Source organism: Tardiphaga sp. 862_B3_N4_1, assembly GCF_051811085.1.
Taxonomy (GTDB): domain Bacteria; phylum Pseudomonadota; class Alphaproteobacteria; order Rhizobiales; family Xanthobacteraceae; genus Tardiphaga; species Tardiphaga robiniae.
The window spans coordinates 433,365-454,092 of the sequence record NZ_JBPWQB010000002.1 but is presented as its reverse complement, the minus strand read 5'-3'; the positions used below and the strand labels follow the sequence as shown (position 1 = coordinate 454,092).

General features: G+C 60.6%; 18 protein-coding genes. All 18 read left to right on the top strand.

Annotated features, from left to right (window positions below; translation table 11 throughout):
• Positions 1-13 precede the first annotated feature (13 nt).
• Positions 14-832, top strand: a complete 819-nt coding sequence (locus AB8B02_RS19380; RefSeq protein WP_439064908.1) for an alpha/beta fold hydrolase — start codon at positions 14-16, stop codon at positions 830-832.
• A gap of 36 nt (positions 833-868) precedes the next feature.
• Positions 869-1,339 carry a DUF309 domain-containing protein gene (locus tag AB8B02_RS19375; protein ID WP_439064907.1) on the top strand — a complete coding sequence of 157 codons (471 nt, stop codon included), beginning with the start codon at positions 869-871 and terminating at the stop codon, positions 1,337-1,339.
• A 111-nt stretch (positions 1,340-1,450) separates the two neighbouring features.
• Positions 1,451-3,139 carry a 2,3-epoxybenzoyl-CoA dihydrolase gene (gene boxC, locus AB8B02_RS19370; RefSeq protein ID WP_439064906.1) on the top strand — a complete coding sequence of 563 codons (1,689 nt, stop codon included), beginning with the start codon at positions 1,451-1,453 and terminating at the stop codon, positions 3,137-3,139.
• Positions 3,140-3,244: 105 nt separating this feature from the next.
• Positions 3,245-4,690, top strand: a complete 1,446-nt coding sequence (gene boxB / locus AB8B02_RS19365; RefSeq protein ID WP_120286981.1) for a benzoyl-CoA 2,3-epoxidase subunit BoxB — start codon at positions 3,245-3,247, stop codon at positions 4,688-4,690.
• 77 nt (positions 4,691-4,767) lie between these two features.
• On the top strand, positions 4,768-5,961 hold the full coding sequence (gene boxA / locus AB8B02_RS19360; protein WP_439064905.1) for a benzoyl-CoA 2,3-epoxidase subunit BoxA: 1,194 nt from the start codon (positions 4,768-4,770) through the stop codon (positions 5,959-5,961).
• A 93-nt stretch (positions 5,962-6,054) separates the two neighbouring features.
• The gene (locus AB8B02_RS19355) at positions 6,055-7,944 is read left to right on the top strand and encodes a feruloyl-CoA synthase (RefSeq protein WP_439064904.1); all 1,890 of its coding nucleotides are present in this window, start codon (positions 6,055-6,057) and stop codon (positions 7,942-7,944) included.
• Between the two features lie 625 nt (positions 7,945-8,569).
• The gene (locus AB8B02_RS19350; RefSeq protein WP_439065900.1) at positions 8,570-9,289 is read left to right on the top strand and encodes an aspartate/glutamate racemase family protein; all 720 of its coding nucleotides are present in this window, start codon (positions 8,570-8,572) and stop codon (positions 9,287-9,289) included.
• A gap of 75 nt (positions 9,290-9,364) precedes the next feature.
• Positions 9,365-10,225, top strand: coding sequence for a VOC family protein (locus tag AB8B02_RS19345; protein WP_439064903.1), 861 nt, complete (start codon positions 9,365-9,367; stop codon positions 10,223-10,225).
• Positions 10,225-11,346 carry a M14 family metallopeptidase gene (locus AB8B02_RS19340; protein ID WP_439065899.1) on the top strand — a complete coding sequence of 374 codons (1,122 nt, stop codon included), beginning with the start codon at positions 10,225-10,227 and terminating at the stop codon, positions 11,344-11,346. The genes AB8B02_RS19345 and AB8B02_RS19340 overlap by 1 nt, the downstream gene beginning before the upstream one ends.
• Positions 11,347-11,367: 21 nt before the next feature.
• Positions 11,368-12,381 carry a zinc-binding dehydrogenase gene (locus AB8B02_RS19335; RefSeq protein ID WP_120286977.1) on the top strand — a complete coding sequence of 338 codons (1,014 nt, stop codon included), beginning with the start codon at positions 11,368-11,370 and terminating at the stop codon, positions 12,379-12,381.
• Positions 12,378-12,803 (top strand): PaaI family thioesterase, encoded by a 426-nt coding sequence (locus tag AB8B02_RS19330; protein ID WP_439064902.1) that lies wholly within the window; start codon positions 12,378-12,380, stop codon positions 12,801-12,803. Before AB8B02_RS19335 ends, AB8B02_RS19330 begins: the two co-directional genes overlap by 4 nt.
• A gap of 89 nt (positions 12,804-12,892) precedes the next feature.
• On the top strand, positions 12,893-14,467 hold the full coding sequence (locus AB8B02_RS19325) for an ABC transporter substrate-binding protein (protein WP_439064901.1): 1,575 nt from the start codon (positions 12,893-12,895) through the stop codon (positions 14,465-14,467).
• A gap of 14 nt (positions 14,468-14,481) precedes the next feature.
• Entirely contained in the window at positions 14,482-15,450 is a 969-nt protein-coding gene (locus AB8B02_RS19320) for an ABC transporter permease (RefSeq protein WP_439064900.1), read from the top strand.
• A 3-nt stretch (positions 15,451-15,453) separates the two neighbouring features.
• Positions 15,454-16,299 carry an ABC transporter permease gene (locus AB8B02_RS19315; RefSeq protein WP_093756969.1) on the top strand — a complete coding sequence of 282 codons (846 nt, stop codon included), beginning with the start codon at positions 15,454-15,456 and terminating at the stop codon, positions 16,297-16,299.
• Positions 16,300-16,306: 7 nt separating this feature from the next.
• The gene (locus AB8B02_RS19310) at positions 16,307-17,329 is read left to right on the top strand and encodes an ABC transporter ATP-binding protein (RefSeq protein WP_439064899.1); all 1,023 of its coding nucleotides are present in this window, start codon (positions 16,307-16,309) and stop codon (positions 17,327-17,329) included.
• Positions 17,307-18,296 (top strand): ABC transporter ATP-binding protein, encoded by a 990-nt coding sequence (locus AB8B02_RS19305; RefSeq protein WP_439064898.1) that lies wholly within the window; start codon positions 17,307-17,309, stop codon positions 18,294-18,296. The genes AB8B02_RS19310 and AB8B02_RS19305 overlap by 23 nt, the downstream gene beginning before the upstream one ends.
• A 24-nt stretch (positions 18,297-18,320) precedes the next feature.
• Entirely contained in the window at positions 18,321-19,829 is a 1,509-nt protein-coding gene (locus AB8B02_RS19300) for a class I adenylate-forming enzyme family protein (protein WP_439064897.1), read from the top strand.
• The gene (locus AB8B02_RS19295) at positions 19,826-20,587 is read left to right on the top strand and encodes an SDR family NAD(P)-dependent oxidoreductase (RefSeq protein ID WP_439064896.1); all 762 of its coding nucleotides are present in this window, start codon (positions 19,826-19,828) and stop codon (positions 20,585-20,587) included. The genes AB8B02_RS19300 and AB8B02_RS19295 overlap by 4 nt, the downstream gene beginning before the upstream one ends.
• The last annotated feature ends 141 nt before the right edge of the window (positions 20,588-20,728 follow it).

Here is a 20,728-nt window from a genome sequence, read left to right as displayed (position 1 = left end):
GATGGATCATTAGATGAGCGCATTGCAATCTGCGGGACGGCTGACCATCGGTGCGTCCGGACTCGAATACCGCATGATCGGTCCGCAACCGGACGCGGCGCCGACCATTGTGCTGCTGCATGAAGGGCTGGGCTCGGTCGCGCTGTGGGGCGACTTCCCGGACAAGCTTCAGGCAGCGACCGGCGCCGGCGTCTTCGTCTATTCGCGCGCTGGCTACGGTGCATCGACGCCGGTCGCGCTGCCGCGGCCGCTGGACTACATGCATGTCGAAGCACTCGAGGTGCTACCGCAACTGCTCGATGCCATCGGCTTTCGCCGCGGCTTGCTGGTCGGTCATTCCGATGGCGGATCCATCGCCGCAATCTATGCCGGCGGCATTCAGGATCATCGCATCCGCGGCGTCTCGATGATTGCGCCGCATTTCGTCGTTGAGGATATTTCCGTCACGTCGATCGCCGAAATCAAAACGAGTTACGAGCAGGGCGACCTCAAGGCCAAGCTCGCGCGCTGGCATGATGACGTCGACAACGCGTTCTATGGCTGGAACGGCGCATGGCTCGATCCGCAGTTCCGTGACTGGGATATTTCCGATTATCTCGCTTACGTGCGCGTGCCCGTGCAGATTTTGCAGGGAGCCGACGATCAGTACGGCACCATGAAGCAGATCGAGATCGCCGAGGTCGAATGCTATTGCCCGGTGGATGTCGAGATCATGCCCGGCGCTGCGCATTCGCCCCATCGCGAAGCCCCCGAGGCAACCTTGCGGGCCGTGGCGGATTTCGCCAATCGTCTGCTGCATTTTCACGGCGAGGGCGAATTACGCGCTGCGTAAGCGAGCACGATCGTGACTGTCACTCCTTCTCTCGCGATGCCGCGCTGGCCCTATCGGCTCGGCAAGCAGACGAAGGCTGATCACGACACGCTCGCGCAGGCCAAGGCGCTGGTCCCGCTGCGCTATGCCCGGTTCGTCCCGGCGGATGATCCGGCGTTGCGCTACGGGCTCGCGCTCAACGATGCCGGCTTCTTCTGGGAGGCTCACGAAATTCTCGAGGCTGTTTGGAAGGTGGCGCCGCAAAGAGGGCGCGACCGGATTCTGCTTCGCGCCTGTATTCAGGTTGCCAATGCCAATCTGAAACTCAGTCTGCAGCGGCCGCGCGCGGCACATCGATTGCTACAGGACGCACTGTCCGAACTCGATGAACTCGCCATGCGCCCGCCGGCGGGTATTGCCGGAAGCTTTTCCGAGCACTTTCCGGTCGCGATGCTGGCGTCTGCGCTCGCGCATCAACTGGCGGTCGACGAGGCCGAGCGGGGTCCGGTCAAGATCACCGGGACATGAAAGAAAATGCATAATTCTATCGGATTTCCCTAGACGCCCCCAATATCATGAATTATTGTGCATATAACCAAGGCGCACGGCGCATAAATCAAGACTGTCAAAGGGTGGAGCATGGCCGCAGAGCAACGCGTTCTCTCGAACGGCGCCAAATTTATCGACTTCCAAACCGATCCGTCGCGCTACCGCCACTGGAAGCTCAGTGTTGATAACGACGTGGCGACGCTCACCATGGATGTCGATGAGAATGGCGGTCTGTTCGAGGGCTATCAGCTCAAACTGAACTCCTACGATCTTGGCGTCGATATCGAACTGGCGGATGCCGTGCAGCGGCTTCGTTTTGAGTATCCCGAGGTCAAGGTCGTGCTGCTGCGCTCTGGCAAGAACCGCGTGTTCTGCGCTGGCGCCAATATCCGCATGCTGGCCGGCGCTACCCATGCTCACAAAGTCAATTTTTGCAAATTCACCAATGAGACTCGCAACGGCTTTGAAGACTCGAGCGAAAATTCCGGCCAGCGCTTCATTTCGGTGATCAACGGGACAGCTGCAGGCGGCGGCTATGAACTGGCGCTGGCCACCGATCACATTATCATGGCAGACGATGGATCGGCGGCGGTGGCGCTGCCGGAAGTGCCGTTGCTGGCGGTGCTGCCGGGCACTGGCGGTCTGACGCGCGTGGTCGACAAGCGCAAGGTGCGCCGCGATCACGCAGATTACTTCTGCACGATCGAGGAAGGCATCAAAGGCAAGCGCGCAGTGGCGTGGCGGCTGGTCGATGACATCATTCCGAACAGCAAGCTTGAAGCCAAGGTCGCGGAGCGGGCCAAAGAGTTTCTGGCGACGTCGAAACGTAGTGGCGCCGGCGATGGTCTCAAGCTGGCACCGCTGAATCGCCGCTTCGATGACAGCGGTATTCGTTACGGTCTGGTCAATGTCGATATCAATCGCGCAGAGCGAATTGCTACCATCTCGATTAAAGCGCCTGACGCGGCGGCGCCGTCGGATGTCGAGGGCATGATGGCGCAGGGCGCTTCCTTCTGGCCGCTGCAGGTGGCGCGCGAGCTGGACGACGCCATTCTGCATCTGCGAATCAATGAACTCGAGACCGCCATGCTGGTGTTCAAGTCGCATGGCGACGGCGCCAATGTACTGGCTCATGACGCCTTCCTCGAAACGCACAAGGCGCATTGGCTGGTCAACGAGATCCGGCAATACGGGAAGCGGGTGTTGAAGCGCATCGATGTGACGTCGCGCACGCTGGTGACGCTGGTCGAGCCGGGCTCGTGCTTTGTCGGCACCTTGGCCGAACTCGTTTTCGCTGCGGACCGCTCCTACATGCTGGTCGGCCAGAAGCAGGGCGACAACCGCGCGCCGCCGGCTATCGTGCTGAGCGCGATGAACTTCGGGCCTTACCCGATGAGCCACGGGCTGACGCGGCTGCAGTCGCGCTTCCAGGCCGATCCGGAGGATGTCACCCGCGCGGAAGCGAGGATTGGTGAGCCGCTCGATGCGGAAACTGCCGAGCAGCTTGGGCTCGTCACCTTCGCGCTGGATGACATCGACTGGGATGACGAGGTGCGTGTGTTCTTCGAAGAACGCTGCAGCTTCTCACCCGATAGCCTCACGGGCATGGAAGCCAATCTGCGATTTGTCGGGCCGGAGACGATGGAATCGAAAATCTTCTCGCGGTTGACCGCCTGGCAGAACTGGATCTTCCAGCGGCCCAATGCGGTCGGTGAGAACGGCGCGCTTGGACGTTACGGCACCGGCCAGAAGGCGCAGTTCGACATGACGCGCGTGTAAGCCTCCGCAACTGGAACAGCGCGGCCATGTGTCACTCTTTGGATAAATGCAAGTCGGTGGCTTGCCCAATTCGAACGATCAGAAATACAGCGGGAGATCCCAGTCATGAACATCATGAATGTCGACTACAGCACGAAGATTCCGAACAACGTGAATCTGGCCGAGGATCGCCAGGTGCTCAAGGCGCTGGAGGGATGGCATCCGGGCTATCTCGATTGGTGGAATGACATGGGGCCTGAAGGCTTTCAGGAATCCCTCGTCTATTTGCGCACCGCGATATCCGTCGATCCCAAAGGCTGGGCCAAGTTCGACTATGTGAAGATGCCTGAATATCGCTGGGGCGTGTTGCTGGCGCCGCAGGATACTGAGCGCAAGGTGAATTTCGGACGACACATGGGCGAACCCGCTTGGCAGGAAGTGCCCGGCGAATATCGCGCGATGCTCCGCCGTCTCGTGGTGATCCAGGGCGACACCGAACCGGCCTCGGTCGAGCAGCAGCGTCATCTCGGTCAGACCGCGCCGTCGCTCTACGACTTGCGCAACCTGTTCCAGGTGAATGTGGAGGAGGGCCGCCATCTCTGGGCGATGGTCTATCTGCTGCAGAAATATTTCGGCCGTGACGGCCGCGAGGAGGCCGACGATCTTCTCCGTCGCCGCTCGGGCGATGCCGATGCGCCGCGCATGCTCGGTGCGTTCAATGAGGCCACGCCGGACTGGCTGTCCTTCTTCATGTTCACCTTCTTCACCGACCGCGACGGCAAGATGCAGTTGGAGAGTCTCGCGCAATCCGGCTTCGACCCGTTGTCGCGGACCTGCCGCTTCATGCTGACGGAGGAGGCGCATCATATGTTCGTTGGCGAGACCGGCGTCGGCCGCGTGCTGCAGCGAACCTGCGAAGCGATGAAGGCGGCGGGGATCGAGGACCCCAACGCCATCGAGAAGATCCGCGCGCTCGGTGTGATCGACCTGCCGACCATGCAAAAGAAGATTAACCTGCACTATTCGCTGTCGCTCGATCTGTTCGGCTCTGAAGTCTCGACCAATGCCGCGAATTTCTACAATTCCGGACTGAAGGGCCGCTTCCAGGAGACCAAGATCGAGGACGATCACCAGCTCACCAACGACATCTATCAGGTCCTGAAATTCGTCGATGGCGAAATCAAGCTGGTCGACGAGCCGGCGCTGACCGCGCTCAACATGCGTCTACGCGACGATTACACCGCGGATTGTGCCAAGGGTGTTGAGCGCTGGAACAAGATCATCGAGAAAGCCGGCGTCAATTTCCGCTTCGATTTGCCTCACACCGCATTCCATCGCCAGATCGGTGAATTCCGCGATGTGAACGCTTCGCCGAAGGGCATCATCATGAGCGATGCCGCCTGGGCGAAAGCCAGGAACGACTATCTGCCGTCCGTTGACGACGGTGATTTCATCGCATCGCTGATGACGGCGGTCAGCGAGCCCGGCAAGTTCGCCAGCTGGATATCGGCGCCGAAGGTCGGCATCGATAACAAGCCGGGCGACTTCGAATACGTAAAGATTGCGGCCTGAAACGAGCGGATGCGGCGGAGGGATTTCCAGCTTCCCCCCGTCGCTGTCAGTCCTCGATGGCACGTGCGGGATTTGCCATGAACGCCCCTTTCAAACAGCATCTGATCGATCCGGAAATCTGCATCAGGTGCAACACCTGCGAAGAGAGCTGCCCGGTGGATGCGGTGACGCATGACGACAACAACTATGTCGTCAACGCAGAGATCTGCAATTACTGCATGGATTGCATCTCGCCATGTCCGACCGGCGCGATCGACAACTGGCGTGTCGTCGCGGCGCCGTATTCGCTCGACGAGCAGTTCTCCTGGAGTGACTTGCCGGCGCAGGAGGAGATCGCGGACAATAGCGCTGGTGCGGGCGCCATCGAAGCACTCGAGGATGAAATCGGCGCGTTGCTCGAAGAAGCGCGTAAGGGACTGGGCGGCAAGCCCGTCGCGCCGCTGTCGTCGAGCAAGGCGTCGGTCAATCTTTATAACCGCGGCAAGCCCGCGCTGGCCACGGTGACCGGCAATTTCCGGCTCACCCACGCGACGGCCGACTCCGACGTGCGCCATATCATCCTGGATTTCGGCGAGCAGCCGTTTCCCATCCTCGAAGGCCAGAGCATCGGCATCGTCGTGCCGGGCCTGGGTGCGGATGGCAAGCCGCATCAGGTGCGGCTCTATTCGATTGCGAGTTCGCGCGATGGCGAGAAACCGAACACCAACAATCTCGCGCTGACCGTGAAACGTGAGGTCGGTGGGCTGTGCTCGAACTACCTGTGCGATCTGCCGCGTGGCGCAAAGGTCGAAGTCACTGGACCGTTCGGTGCCACCTTCCTGCTACCGAACGATCCTTCGGCGAATGTTCTCATGGTCTGCACTGGCACAGGCTCTGCGCCATTCCGCGGCTTCACGGAGCGCCGCCGGCGCGCGATGCCTGGCGCGCCCGGGCGGCTACTCCTGTTCTTCGGTGCGCGCCGGCCCGAGGAGTTGCCCTATTTCGGCCCGTTGCAAAAGGTCCCGGAGGAGTTGCTGGGCAAGCACTTCTGCTATTCGCGCGTGCCGGGCGAGCCACGAGTCTATGTGCAGGATCGTATCCGCAGCGAGGCTGCTGCGATCACGTCGCTGCTGCGCGACGCACAGACCCACGTCTATATCTGCGGGTTGAAAGGCATGGAAAGCGGCGTTGAAGAGGCGTTCGCGGATATTTGCCGCACCGCCTCGATGGATTGGTCGGATATGAAAGCGGCGATGCGCGGCGGTGGAAGATATCACGTCGAGACTTACTGATCGATGTTGCATCCGATCCGAGCCGGCAACGACCGTTTCGATTGAATAGCCCGAATAAGAACAAAGACGGGTACGTTATGGGGGAGAGAAGCGATGGTTCTGGACCGCGACAATGCGGCTGGCTCAGGCAGTCCATTTTTTCTGACGCCGTCGGTTGACGCAGAACAGCGATCCGACGGTACGATCCTTCTTCGATCTGACACAGGGCTGCGTCCCTATGCGCGTTGTGTCGGGGACTGGCTTGAACATTGGGCACAACAGGTGCCGGAGCGGATCTTTCTGGCGGAGCGGTCCAGTCCGGATTTGCCTTGGGTGACGCTGAGCTATGCCGAGACGCTTCGGCGCGTGCGCAGCGCCGCTAGCTGGATTCTTGCACAAGAGATGAGTGCGCAGCGGCCCCTCGCAGTGCTATCGGACAACGGCATCGAGCATGCCGTTCTGGCCCTGGCAGCGATGCATGTCGGTGTGCCCGTTGCTGCGATTTCCCCGGCCTATTCGCTGATGTCGAAGGATTTCGAAAAGCTGCGTGGCGCGATTCAGCTTCTTGATCCCGGTGCCATCTACGTCTCGAACCTGCATCAGTTCGGTCCGGCCCTCGCTGCGATAGGCCCGTTTCACACTGCCGCCGTCATCGGCGGCGGCGCGGCTGCCGGAGCGGGATACTCATACGCCGATGTGATCACGACGCCGGTGAGCGCAGCGATCTATCATGCCTTCGCAGCGGTCGATGCCGATACGATCGCCAAGTTCCTGTTCACGTCGGGATCGACCGGCGCGCCGAAGGCGGTCATCAATACCCAGCGCATGCTGACCTCGAGCCAGCAGGCCAAGGCGCAGACTTGGCCGTTTCTCGAAACTCAGCAGAGCGAACTCGTTCTTCTGGACTGGCTGCCATGGAGTCATACCTTCGGCGGAAATCACAATTTTAATATGGTGCTTCGGAACGGCGGAACGCTTTACATTGATAGCGGCAAGCCCGCACCCGGATTGTTCGCGACGTCGATCGCCAATCTGCGCAACGTCATGCCAACTGTCTATTTCAACGTGCCGCGTGGCTTCGACATGCTTATTGCAGCCCTGCGGAAGGAGGATGGGTTGCGAGAGCGATTCTTCAGCGAGGTGAAGTTCGTCTTCTATGCCGGTGCGGCTCTGCCGCAAAGCACATGGTCGGCGCTGGAGACACTTTCCATCGAAACAATCGGGCGTCCGTTGCCGATGGTCTCCGCCTGGGGATCGACGGAAACATCGCCGCTTGCGACCGATTGTCATTTTCAGGCGCCAAGATCAGGCAATATAGGCGTGCCTATTCCTGGTACGGAGCTAAAGCTCGTGCCATCTGACGGCAAGTTCGAGGTGCGGGTGCGCGGGCCCAATGTGACGCCGGGCTACTGGAAGGCGCCAGACCTCACCGCGAAAGCTTTTGATGCGGACGGCTTCTATCTGATCGGCGATGCCGTTGCATTTGCAGATCCGGCTCATCCCGAGCAGGGCTTGCTGTTCGACGGGCGCATCGCCGAGGATTTCAAGCTGACATCAGGCACATGGGTCAACGTCGGAACGCTGCGCGTGGCGGGAATCTCTGCATTGGCGCCGCTGGTTCAGGATATTGTCGTGGCCGGCCATGGCGGCGAGGATGTGCGCTTCCTTCTTGTTCCCAATCTGGCTGCCTGCCGCGCCGTGTCGGGCCTGCCGGATTCAGCGAGCATCGATGCCGTGCTTGGCTGCGAAAATGTGCGTTCGTCCATAGGGGAAGGGCTCGCAAGACTGAAGGCGGCAGGCGGAGGGTCTTCCACCTATGCAACTTGCGCGCTGTTGCTGGCAGAGCCGCTATCTGTCGACGGCGGCGAGATTACTGACAAGGGCTACGTCAATCAGCGCGCCGTTCTTGCGCGCCGCGTAGCCGACGTGGAAGATCTGAACAGAGGGTTCTCAGGCCGCTTGATAATCTGCGCGAGCATCGAGCAATACGCCCGTCATGCCTAGCCGGGATATCCAGAACTCGAACGATGCATCGGGACAATAAAATATCGCGTTGATGGTGAAGGCATAAGGTCGAGCGACCACACGCAAGACTCTGCCGATGCGATCAACTGTCACATGCCGTGTCATGTCGTCGTCACACACCAGCGCGGGCGCCGTGGTCAAATATGGCGCTCTTCCCCAGAGCACATGGACCGGCGCGAGGGCATTCGCGCGCTCCACGAGGTCGCCTTTCCCTCCAGGAGGCGACCTCGTTTGTTTCTGATGAACGGCTCATGCGAAGTGTTCGCGGAACATGTCTGATTCGCATGCGTGTTAAGTTGCACTGAGTTCTACTCCTGGTGCAGACCGAACTCCGGCATTCTTCTCACACAGTGAGATTTCACGCGACACACACGGCAACTCCCGGCGCTGCACGTCGTTGCATCATTCTGGTCCGTCAGGGCCGAGCGAAGAAACGTTGATGCGGCGGAATGAAAAATTTGAAATCCTATTCCGCCGATCGCTCGAACTATGAAGTTTCATCTCAAGCAAACAGAGTATGATCGCTGCGATCCGCAATCGGATTGCGCGGCACCGATGCTATCGTTCCCGTCAAATACATCGACTGGAGAAGCGAGCAATGGTGATGCGGACGATAGGTTTGATTGGTGGAATGAGCTGGGAAAGTACTGCTGTTTACTACCGCCGGCTGAATGAGAAAGTCCGCACGGAGCTCGGTGGGCTCCACTCCGCGGATATTCTGATGCGCTCTATCAACTTCGATGCGATTGTGAGCCTGCAGAAGCAAGGGCGTTGGGACGAGGCCTGCCAGGTTCTTGCTGACATCGCCCGGGATCTGGAAGGAGGCGGTGCCGGTTGCATTCTGATCTGCACCAACACGATGCATAAGCTTGCCGACGAAGTGCAGCAGGCAGTGTCGATCCCGCTTCTTCATATTGCCGATGCGACTGGTGCTGCCGTGAAGGCTGCAGGGTTGCAGCGGCCGCTACTTCTGGCAACGCGCTACACGATGGAGCAGGACTTCTATGTGACGCGATTGCGCGAGGGGTTCGGGCTAGATCCCGTTATTCCGGCTGAGGCCGATCGTGTGTTCATTCACGACATCATCTTCGATGAACTATGCCAAGGCGTTGTTCGCGAGGATTCGCGCCGTCTCTATCTCGATGCGATTGCACGAGGAAAAGAGCACGGCGCTGACGGTGTAATTCTTGGTTGCACCGAGATATGTCTGTTGGTCGGCCCCGAGCACATCGATCTTCCCGTCTTTAATTCAACAATTCTGCACGCGGATGCGGCGCTGGCTTTTTCAATGTCGAAAGAAGAGCCGCGACCACGTGCTGCATGACATCGGCGTGATTGATCTTTGGATTGGCATCGATCTTGCTCGTCTCTCTAACCTGGAAGGCAATGAGGCTTTCGTATGAGTGATATGCGTACCGCGCAACGTAAGATCTCGCCGGTCCTCGACCACGTCGTCATTAACGTGATGGGCCAGCTTGATGAGGCTGCTGCGCAATATACTCGCCTCGGCTTTCAGTTGACGGAGCGCGGTCACCATACGCTCGGCTCCAGTAGTAACCTGGCGATCTTCGGCACGAACTATCTCGAACTTCTCGGCTATTTGCCGGGGCGTGAAACGATGCGTGCAGATCTCTGGACACATCCGCCAGGATTGAGCGGTCTGGTTTTCAAGTCCGTCGATGCCGATCTGGTTTATGCGACACTGAAGGACAACGCTGTTCCCGTCATGGAGCCAATGAGCTTCGCGCGGCCGGTCGAATTGCCGGGCGGCGCCCAAGACGCGCGTTTCAAGGTCATCCGCGTGGCGGGCGACGAAGTGCAGAACGGCCGCACGTTCTTCTGCCACCATGATACGCCGGAACTGGTGTGGCGCCCCGAATGGCAGACGCATGCCAATGGCGCTACTGAAATCGTCGAATTTGTCATCGCCTCGCAGCAACCGGCGCGAACTGCAGCGCTCTATGAACGCATGTTCGGCGCACCGCTCCTGACGCCGACGGATGGCGGCTTTTCGTTCAGCGCCGGTGCCGCGACGATCTTCATACTCGATCCTGCAGCCGTGGCCGATCGCTACGTCGGGGCCGCGCTGGTCAATCCGGATGGCACTGACCGCATGGGCGCGCTGGTGTTCAAGGTCGCGGCGCTCGACACGCCGCGCGCCGTATTCGATGCGGCCGGCGTTTCCTTCAAGCCCTATGCTGATGGCATCATCGTGTCGCATGCCGATGCAGCCAATGTCGCTCTGGGGTTCACGGCGTGATGGTAGCGCTCCCTAATGATTTCACCCGGAGTTTTGCGCTCGACTATGACGGCGCACGCGTGAAGTTTCGCAACGCTGCGAATGACGTCGGCGCCGCGTTGACCACCTACACCCATCCGGCGCTCAAGGGCCCGAATGGCCAGGATCTGTGCATCGACGTGGCGCGGCTCGGCGATCCGCGCGCAGCTTCGCAACTGGTGATCCTGAGCGGTACGCACGGCCTCGAAGGCCTCAGCGGTTCGGCGGCGCAGATCGGTTGGATGCAGAGCAATTTTGCACGCGCCCTTCCGCGCGGCGTGTCGCTTCTCTTCGTTCACGCGATCAATCCCTACGGCTTTGCCTGGGGTACGCGGACCACTGAAAACAATGTCGATCTCAATCGCAACTTCATCGATTTCGCCGCTCCCCGTCCGGCCAACCCGGGCTATGCGAAGCTCTATCCGCATCTGCTTCCGGAGGACTGGACGCCGGCAGCCCTGCAGATCTACGCCGACGCCGTCGAATCTTTCAAGGACGCGCATGGAGACGACGGTCTGTTCGACACGCTGGCGCGCGGGCAGTACGATTTTCCGGATGGTTCCAATTATGGCGGCGACGGGCGCGAGTGGTCCAATCTGACTCTGGAGACCATTGTCGCCGATCATCTCGGCGCGGCCGAGCGCGTCGGCTTTATCGATTGGCATACAGGCATCGGCGATTTCGGCGAGTCCTTCTTCCTGTGCTTCAACCCTGAAGGCGGCGCGCTTCATGCGGAAGCCGTGCGCTGGTGGGGGCGTGACCGCATCGTCGGCCAGAAGCCGAACAATTTTACGCGGCCCAATTATCAGGGACTCGTGTTTCACGGCATGACCAGGTTCCTCGGCGAGCGACCGATGGTCGGCGCAGTAATCGAATTCGGTACGCGCGGTACCAAGGTTCGTCGCGCCTTGCAGCTCGATCTCTGGCTGAAGTTCAAGGCCGAGAAAGACAGCGAGCGCGTTCGCATGCTGCGCGCAGACCTGCACGATTGCTTCGTGCCCGTGTCGTCGCACTGGCGTGAAGAGACCACAGAACAAGCCATTTCCATCACTCAACAGGCGGTAGAGGGGTTAGCAAGCTGGTCCCTCTCCGCCGCAGCCTGAACCAACGGAGCGAGGTAGATCATGCGAGCAGTTGTCCTTCACGAACACGGCGATAACGATAAGCTGCAATTCACGGCGGATTATCCGACGCCGAAAGCGGGCGAGGGCGACGTTGTCATCCGCGTGCGGGCATCGTCGATCAACTATCACGACGTCTTCACCCGCCGGGGTATGCCCGGCATCAAGGTGCCGCTGCCTGTCATCATTGGTCTCGACGTGGTCGGCGAGATCACCGAACTTGGCGCGGGCGTCACCGGCTGGAACATCGGTGATCGCGTGCTGATCGATCCCGTCAACCGCGTCGAAGGCGGCCTGATGGGCGAGACCCAGGACGGCGGCCTCGCCGAATTCTGCCGCGCCAAGGCGCATCAGCTCGTCAAGATTCCGGAAGGCGTCAGCTTTGAGCAGGCGGCCGCGCTGCCGGTCGCCTATGGCACCGCTATTCGCATGATGAACACCATCGGCCAGATCAAGGCCGGCGAGAAGGTTCTGATCCTTGGCGCCAGCGGCGGCGTCGGCGTGTGCTGTGTCCAGCTCGCCAAGCTGGCCGGCGCCTACGTGATCGCCTGTGCCGGCAGCGAGGAGAAGGGTAAGCGTCTCACCGAACTCGGCGCGGACGAGATCATCCTCTACACGCAGTCCGACTTCATGAAGACGATCTATGAGCGCCACGGCAAGCCACATCGCCGGCGCTTCGTCGAAGGCGGCGGTGTCGATGTGGTCGTCAACTTCACCGGCGGCGATACCTGGGTCAAATCGCTGCGCTGTCTGAAGCTCGGAGGCCGCATTCTGACTTGCGGGGCGACTGCCGGCTACTCGCCTACTGAAGATCTTCGCTTCATTTGGACCTTCGAACTGGAGATCAAGGGCTCCAACGGCTGGGAACGTGACGATATCACAAAACTGTTCGATCTCGTCGCAGCCAAGAAGCTGCAGGTGCTGATCGACAAGACCTATCCGCTGGAAGAAGCAAAGGAGGCTGTGCGCGTCATCGAGGACCGTGCGGTATTCGGCAAGGTCGTGGTGACGCCGTGAGCAAACCCGACGCCAAGATTTTGACGGCTGCCGAGATTCAGCAAATGCTGGACGTGTCGCCGTTCAATCTGTTCCTCGGCCTTGAGGTGATTAAGGCCGATCCGGCAACGCAGGAAGTGACGATGCGGTCGCCGATGCGGCCGGAATTCGAACGCCGCCCGGGCTCCAAGCAATGGCATGGCGGCGTCATTGCCTCGGTCATCGACACCGTCGGCGATTTCGCCGTCGGCATGATGGTCGGGCGCGGCCTTCCGACCGTGAACTTCCGGGTCGATTACCTGAAGCCGGCTGTCGATACCGCCTTGGTTGCCGTGTCGCGGGTGCGCCGTGCCGGCAAGAGCGTCGGTGTCGCTGATGTCGATGTGTTTGACGAAAAGGGGGCGCTGCTCGCCATCGGTCGCGGCACCTATTCGACGCTTTAAGCAAATAATAGCAGGAACGCGCGACGGGCCCGGCTCCTGTTTCCAACAAAGGACGAACAATGAGCGGTTTTAGCAGACGTGATTTTTTGATGACGACAGCCGGTGCTGCTTTGGCCTCCGGCTTTGCCGGTTCTTCCAAGGCGGCAACCGGGGCCCCGAAGCGCGGCGGCACGCTAGTCGGCACATGGGGCGGATTTGAGCCGCAATCGCTGTTCGTTCCAGCGGGTGGCGGCTCCAGCCCGTATTTCACGTCGACCAAGGTGTTCGAGCGGCTGATCCGCCTGACCGCCGATCTCAAATTCGAACCGGTGCTGGCTCTCGGGATCGAACCGGCAGAAGATTTCCGCAGTTACACGATCAAACTACGTCCGAACGTCACCTGGCATGATGGCAAGCCGCTGACCTCGGACGATCTGGTCTTCAATGCGATCCAATACTGGAAGCCGATATCCGCCGGCGTCACACTGGATGCGCTGCAGACCGCAGAGGCCGTGGATCCGCTGACCGTGGTGCTGAAATTCAAAGTGCCCGTGCCAGAGTTCTTTCTCAAGTCCGTACTGGCCGGCAAGGCCGGTCTTGTCATTCCCAAGCATATCTATGACGGGTCGAATATCATGACGAACCCGATCAACAACACGCCGATCGGCACCGGTCCGTTCAAGGTCAAGGAGTGGGTGCGCGGCAGTCACGTCGAATATGCCCGCAATGACACCTATTGGAATGCTGGCAAGCCCTATCTCGACAAGCTGGTGATCCGCTGGTGGCGGGATCCGGCGTCGCGGTCGGCTGCGTTCGAGGCTGGCCAGCTTGATATAGGCACATTCAATCCGATTCCTGCGCCGGACATCGCGCGCCTGACGGCCACCAAGAAGTTCGTTGCCGAGACCAAGGGCTATTCGAATTCGGCGTGGATCACGAGTGTAGAGTTCAACCAACGTCGCGAGATCTTCAAGAAGCGCGAGGTGCGTCAGGCCCTGCTTCATGCGATCGACCGCAGCTTCATCGCGGATACGGTTTTCTTCGGTCGCGCGCGTCCCTCGCTTGGTGCTCTCCACTTCTCGAATTCGATCTTCTTCACCAAGGACGTTCAGGATTATCCGTTCGACGTTAAAAAGGCGGCCGCGTTGCTCGATGCTGCCGGCTATCCGGTGAAGGCCGGTTCGCGCTTCAAGATGAGCCTGGTATCGGCCGGGTGGTTCGAGGAAAACGTCAAGATCGGTCAGTATCTGAAGCAGGCCTTCGAGGACGTCGACATCACCGTCGATCTGGCGATCCCCGATCGCGCGACCTCGCTGAAACGCATCTACACCGACTATGACTATGACGTCGCGGTGTCGAACAATTCAGCCAGCATCGAGCCGATCCCGCAGACAACGCAATACTACACCACCGACGGTATCGTGAAGGGGGCGGCCTTCCGCAACGCCACGGGCTATTCCAATCCGAAGATGGACGAAACCGTCAGCAAGATGGCGATCGAGACCGATGAGAAGAAGCGCGTATCGCTGGTGCACGAGTTCGACAAGCTCGCAGCGAGCGACGCGCCGGTCCTTCCGATGGTCGACCTTGAACCCGTGACGATCGCTCGTTCTGATGTCCGCGATCATTCGCTGACAGCGGACTTCATGGGCGAAAGCTGGGCCGAGGTCTGGCTGGACCGCTGAGAGCGGAGGCAAACGTGCGTCGCATCATCATCCGCAGGCTCGTGCAAATCATTCCGCTGATCTTCGCGGTCATTGTGATGAATTTTGTTCTGATCCATCTGGCGCCGGGGAGTCTGTTCGACGTGATGACGTCCGAACAGCAGATCACCGACCCGAAGATGCTGGATCAGCTGCGTCACACCTACGGCGTCGATCAGCCGGTGTCGGTGCAGCTTGCCAAATATATCTGGTCGGTGATGCGGCTCGATCTCGGCTATTCGTACCGGCAGAACGCGCCTGTGTTTGATGTGATCATGCAACAGCTTCCGGCGACCTTGATCCTGATGCTGGCGGCAATCGGAATTGCTTTGCTCGTTGGCGTCACGGCCGGCGTGCTGGCGTCGATCAAGGTCAACACAATCTGGGATAATCTGATCTCGCTCGGTGCGGTATTCTTCTTCGCTGCACCGAGCTTCTGGCTTGGCATCATGATGACGGTGATGTTTGCGGTGAAGCTCGGCTGGTTTCCGGTGGGCGGCATGCGCACCATCGGCGTCGACGAAAGTGCCTTCGGTGCCGTTCTGGATGTGATGCATCATCTCGTCCTTCCCGCAACGGCACTAGGGCTGTTCTATGCCGCGACCTTCGCGCGCGTGATGCGAGCCTCAATGTTGGAGGTCGCCCGGCTGGATTTCGTGCGAACAGCGCGTGCCAAGGGCCTGTCGGGCGGTCGGGTGGTGCTGGCACATGTAATGCGTAACGCGATGTTGCCGATCGTCACGCTGCTCGGACTGCAGCTTGGCACCATGCTCGGCGGCAGCGTCGTCATCGAGGCCGTGTTCAGTTGGCCCGGCATCGGCAGCCTGCTGTTCGACAGCGTGATGAGTCGCAATTTCCCCATGGTGCTCGGTGTGCTCATCCTCGGTTCGCTGCTGGTCGCGGTCTGCAACGCGACCGTCGATCTGCTGTATCTGCGGCTCGATCCCCGGATCAAGGCGAGGTAGATCATGCTGACATTGTTCTTCGACTTCGCCCGGCGCTTCGCCCGCAACCGCGCGGCGCTGGTCGGTCTGTTTCTCGTCCTGGTCGTCGTCGGTGTTGCTATTGCCGCGCCATGGTGGTTCCCGCGCAACCCGCTTCGTATTGTCGGGCGGCCGGAGATCTGGCCCTTCATGTCGTCGCGTTATCCGCTTGGCACGGATTCTCTGGGTCGTGACATTGCGGCGATGATTGCCCACGGCGCCCGCACCACGCTTCTGATCGGTCTCTGCGCCAGCCTGACCGCCACCATCATCGGCATCACCGTTGGCGCCACCGCGGCCTATGTCGGCGGCTGGGTCGATGAGCTGCTGATGCGCCTGACCGAATTGTTCCAGACCATCCCAAACCTGATCTTCGTGCTGACTATCGTGTCGATCCTCGGGCAGAAGATCGAATATGTCACCATCGCAGTGGGCGTCGTGACCTGGACGCCGATCGCACGGCTGACGCGTGCAGAGTTCATGTCGCTGCGCGATCGCGAATTTGTGCAGGCCTGCCGGGCCATGGGGATGGGCAGTCTGCGGATCATGTTCGGCGAGATACTGCCGAATGCACTGCCGCCGGTGATCGTGCTGTCATCACTGGTCGTTGCCGGGGCCGTTCTGTTCGAGTCCGCTGTGGCATTCCTCGGGCTCGGCGATCCCAATGTCACCAGTTGGGGACAGTTGATCGGGGACGGCAGGACGCTCATCCGCTCGTCCTGGTACATCTGCGCGGTGCCGGGTCTCGCGATCATGCTCACTGTGCTGGCGCTCAACCTTGTGGGCGATGGCCTCAACGATGCGCTCAACCCCAAACTGCGGGACCGCTGAGATGATCATGGGCAGCAAAGCCGGTCCAGCGCCGATCCTCTGCATTGAGAACCTGCAGGTGTCGTTGTTCACGCGCCGTGGCGTGTTGCCTGCGGTCGATGGTCTGTCGCTGACAGTCTCGGCCGGCGAGACTCTGGCCATCGTCGGTGAATCCGGCTGTGGCAAGTCGTTGACGGCGCTGGCGATCATGCGGTTGTTGCCGAACCCGCCGGCAAAGATCGTCGGTGGCGCCGTCCGCTTCATGGGGCGTGATCTCGCTGCCTTGTCCGAGCGCGAGATGCAGCGGGTCCGCGGCAAGGACATCTCGATGATCTTCCAGGATCCGATAACATCGCTGAACCCTGTGGTCGCGGTTGGGGATCAGCTGATCGAGGCAATCAGGCGCCACAATGACGTGTCGCGTCACGAGGCGAGAGACCGCGCGGTCGAGTTGCTGCGCCGGGTGCGTATCCCGGATGCGGAACGCCGCTTCAACGATTATCCGCACCAGATGTCCGGCGGCATGAGCCAGCGCGTCATGATCGCCATGGCGATTGCTTGTGGGCCGAAGCTCCTGATCGCCGACGAGCCGACGACTGCGCTCGACGTCACGATCCAGGCGCAGATCATCGAACTGATGAAGGAGCTGCAGTCCTCATCCGATATGGGCCTTATCATCATCACCCACGATCTCGGCGTGGTTGCCGAAGTCGCCGACCGGGTGGCCGTGATGTATGCCGGCCGCAAGGTCGAGGAAGCGCCGGTGGAGGCATTGTTCGAGCGGCCGCTGCATCGCTACACGCGTGGGCTGCTGGGGGCGACGCCGTCGGCACAGCGCCGACGTGGCAGTCGTCTCATCGAAATTACGGGCAACGTGCCGGCGCTGTCCGATTTGCCGCAGGGCTGTGCCTTCCAGAACCGCTGTCCCGATATATTCGATCGCTGCCGTGCCGAGCGACCACAGCTGGCGCCGTTGCTGCCGCACCGTTCCGCCGCATGTTTTGCTGCCGAGAAGGAGTTATCGCGCGATGCCGCTACTATCGGTGCTTAGTCTCTGTGTCCAATACCAGAGCGCACAGGGCGTCGTGCGGGCGATCGACGATGTGAGTTTCGACCTGGAGCCCGGCGAGACTGTGGGGCTGGTCGGGGAATCCGGCTGCGGCAAGTCCACGCTCGGCAAGGCGATCATGCGCCTGGTGCCGACGTCCGACGGACGCGTCTTCCTCGATGGTGACGATGTCACGCGGATGCAGGCAGGCGCGTTGAAGGCCTCGCGGAAGTCGATGCAGATGATCTTCCAGGATCCCTATGGCTCGCTCAATCCACGCCACGACGTCGGCACCATCGTCGGGCAACCGCTCAGCGTCGCCGGCTGGTCGCGCCGTGATATCAAGGATCGTGTCATTGAGCTGATGGGACAGGTGGGCCTGCCGGCCGATGCGATGCGGCGCTATCCGCATGAGTTCTCTGGCGGCCAGCGCCAGCGTCTCGGCATTGCGCGTGCACTTGCGCTCAAGCCCAAGGTCATCATCTGCGACGAGCCGGTATCTGCGCTGGACGTTTCGGTGCGCGCGCAGGTCATCAATCTGCTCGAGGACCTGCAGCAGGCAACGGGCGTGTCGTATCTATTCATCTCGCACGATCTCTCGGTCGTCGAGCATATTTCGGATCGGCTGATCGTGATGTATCTCGGTCGGATCGTCGAAACAGGCCGCAGCGAGGACTTCTGGGATAGACCGGCGCATCCTTATACGGAGGCATTGCTTGCCGCCGCGCCGATCGCCGATCCGCGCACCGCACGCAGCCGCACCCGCAGCGTGCTGCAGGGTGAGTTGCCCAGCCCGCTCAATCCGCCGCCAGGCTGCAGCTTCAATACGCGCTGCCCATACGCTCAGGCGCTTTGCCGCGAGGAGCGACCGATGCTGCGCGATGTCTCCGACGGCCGCAAGGTGGCTTGTCATTACGATCTGCTTGAACAACCCGCGGCGCTGCCGCGGGTTGCGCGGGTGGCCAATTGAGTTCTCAGAAGTGGAGTATTGCCAATGCGGTGGAATAATCTCGGTGACCTGATCGATCGCAGCGGTGACCTTGATCGGGAGGCGGTCATCGATCTGATCGATCCCGCGCATCCCAGGCGCTACACGCACCGTCAGATTGACGAGATGGCAAACGGGGTCGCCGAGTATCTTGTCGATAGTGGCTACAAGCGCGGCACACATATCGCGATCCTGTCGTTTAACCGCGCCGAATACATCATCTGCTATTTCGGCATCATGCGCGCCGGATGCATCGCTGTTCCGGTCAATATCAAGGCTGCGCGCGACACGGTCGATTTTGTGATGGACGACGCGAAGATCGCGCTGGCATTCGTCGACAATGTCAATCGGCCGATGGTGCGCGACGACATTCCCGTCATCAATTTCGACGACAACGGCCCAGAGGGCTTTTTCGCGACGATCAAGCCCGCCTCGTTCACAGCGGTCGAAACCACGCGGGAGGAGGTCGGGCAAATGCTCTATACGTCCGGCTCCACCGGCCGCCCCAAAGGCGTACCGCTATCGCATTACGGCCAGCTTTGGGCGATCTCAACACGGACCAGCGGTGCGCTCAATCAGGATGATCGCTACATCATCGCGCAGCCGCTGTTTCACATGAATGGCCTGTTCGCTATCAAGACGATCTTCGCTCAGAATGCGTCTGTGGTGGTGCTGCCGTCGTTCGAGACCCGCAGTTATATTGAGGCCATCGCCAAGTACAAGGTGACCGCCGCCACGGCCGTTCCCACCATGTGGGCCCGTGTCGTCAAGGAAACGGAACTGCTGGCGAAGAATGATATCACCTCGGTTCGTCGCCTGATGCTTGGGTCGGCGCCGATGACCATGGGTCTGTGGGACAGGATCAAGCAGGCGCTGCCCAACGTCGTAATGACGATGGGCTACGGCACCACGGAAGCGGGGCCGGCTGTGTTCGGCCCGCATCCCGACAATATCCCGACGCCGCCGTTGGGCTTGGGCTATCCGATCCGTCTGGAGGATGTCCGGCTCGTCAACGGCACCGAGAACGAAGGCGTGCTGTTGATGCGCAATCCGGCGGTGCTGGATCACTATCACAATCTGCCGCAGCAGACCGCCAAGGTGCTGACCGACGGCTGGTACTACAGCGGCGACGTGATGCGCCGCGATGCCAACGGCTTCTATTTCTTCGTGGGCCGTGCGGATGACATGTTCGTCTGCTCCGGCGAAAACATCTATCCGGGCGAAGTCGAAAAGCTGTTGGAGCGTCACCCGCAGGTCCAGCAGGCGGCGGTGGTGCCGTTGCCCGACGAGGAACGGAGCCAGGTGCCGGTCGCCTTTATCGTCACGCGCGCCCAGCCGATTCCGAGCTTCGATGATATCCGTCAGTTCGCCATCGCCAATGGTCCGGCATATCAGCACCCGCGCCGCGTTGAATTCGTCCACGAATTGCCGTGGGCGGGCACCAACAAGATCGATCGCAAGGCGCTGATCGATCGGGCGCGCAGCCTGGAAGCCAGTCACGGCTGGTCCGCATGAGCGGGCTGACGGGGAAAATCGCGCTGGTGACTGGCGCAAGTCGGGGGATCGGTCAGGCTATCGCGCTTCGCTTGGCGAAGGACGGCGCAACCGTCGCGGTCCATTACAACGCCTCGGTCGATGCCGCGAATGCGACTGTGGCGGCCATCGCCGCTGCTGGGGGCAATGCCTTTGCCATCAAGGCCGATCTCTCGGAGCGCAGTGGAGCAACCTCCCTGGCCGCTGATCTTGGTGCCGAACTGACCAGGCGTTATGGCAGCCCTGCATTCGATATTCTCGTCAACAACGCCGGCGTCGGAAAACGCGCGACCATTGAGGATATTTCCGAGGACGACTTCGATCTTCTGCTGCAGACCAATCTGAAATCGCCGTTCTTTCTGATCAAGGCACTGATGCCGCATCTTCGCAATGGCGGCCGTATCATCAATATCTCGTCGATGGGGACGCGTTCGGCCTATCCGACCATGGCCGCCTACGCGCCGGCCAAAGCGGGTCTGGAAGCGCTGGGCCGATTGCTGGCCGTTCAACTCGGTGGTCGACAGATCACGGTGAATTCCGTGATGCCCGGTGCGACCGCGACCGACATGAACATCGTCGCGCGCGATCCGGTAGCCAGTCGCGCAGTGGCTGAGACAATCGCGCTCGGCCGGGTCGGGCAACCCGACGATATCGCAAGGGTCGTCGCCTTTCTCGCGTCGGGCGAAGCGGGCTGGGTCACTGGCCAGCAGATCGATGCCAGTGGTGGCCAGCGACTGTAAGAGGCCACGCGTTCAATCAACGAGCCGATATCACGACACGCGGTAGCGAATTCATCTTAGCACTGCGTTAGCAGAGGCGTCGCTTTTGACGCCAGCCTGCTGCTCGAATGCGCAGCGATGATAATTGTTTATGCTCGCGAA

Bases quoted from the DNA above. Each gene is read 5' to 3' on its own strand.
- AB8B02_RS19380 (WP_439064908.1), top strand. From the start codon at position 14: ATGAGCGCATTGCAATCTGCGGGACGGCTGACCATCGGTGCGTCCGGA.
- AB8B02_RS19375 (WP_439064907.1), top strand. From the start codon at position 869: ATGCCGCGCTGGCCCTATCGGCTCGGCAAGCAGACGAAGGCTGATCAC.
- boxC (WP_439064906.1), top strand. From the start codon at position 1,451: ATGGCCGCAGAGCAACGCGTTCTCTCGAACGGCGCCAAATTTATCGAC.
- boxB (WP_120286981.1), top strand. From the start codon at position 3,245: ATGAACATCATGAATGTCGACTACAGCACGAAGATTCCGAACAACGTG.
- boxA (WP_439064905.1), top strand. From the start codon at position 4,768: ATGAACGCCCCTTTCAAACAGCATCTGATCGATCCGGAAATCTGCATC.
- AB8B02_RS19355 (WP_439064904.1), top strand. From the start codon at position 6,055: ATGGTTCTGGACCGCGACAATGCGGCTGGCTCAGGCAGTCCATTTTTT.
- AB8B02_RS19350 (WP_439065900.1), top strand. From the start codon at position 8,570: ATGCGGACGATAGGTTTGATTGGTGGAATGAGCTGGGAAAGTACTGCT.
- AB8B02_RS19345 (WP_439064903.1), top strand. From the start codon at position 9,365: ATGAGTGATATGCGTACCGCGCAACGTAAGATCTCGCCGGTCCTCGAC.
- AB8B02_RS19340 (WP_439065899.1), top strand. From the start codon at position 10,225: ATGGTAGCGCTCCCTAATGATTTCACCCGGAGTTTTGCGCTCGACTAT.
- AB8B02_RS19335 (WP_120286977.1), top strand. From the start codon at position 11,368: ATGCGAGCAGTTGTCCTTCACGAACACGGCGATAACGATAAGCTGCAA.
- AB8B02_RS19325 (WP_439064901.1), top strand. From the start codon at position 12,893: ATGACGACAGCCGGTGCTGCTTTGGCCTCCGGCTTTGCCGGTTCTTCC.
- AB8B02_RS19315 (WP_093756969.1), top strand. From the start codon at position 15,454: ATGCTGACATTGTTCTTCGACTTCGCCCGGCGCTTCGCCCGCAACCGC.
- AB8B02_RS19310 (WP_439064899.1), top strand. From the start codon at position 16,307: ATGGGCAGCAAAGCCGGTCCAGCGCCGATCCTCTGCATTGAGAACCTG.
- AB8B02_RS19305 (WP_439064898.1), top strand. From the start codon at position 17,307: ATGCCGCTACTATCGGTGCTTAGTCTCTGTGTCCAATACCAGAGCGCA.
- AB8B02_RS19300 (WP_439064897.1), top strand. From the start codon at position 18,321: ATGCGGTGGAATAATCTCGGTGACCTGATCGATCGCAGCGGTGACCTT.
- AB8B02_RS19295 (WP_439064896.1), top strand. From the start codon at position 19,826: ATGAGCGGGCTGACGGGGAAAATCGCGCTGGTGACTGGCGCAAGTCGG.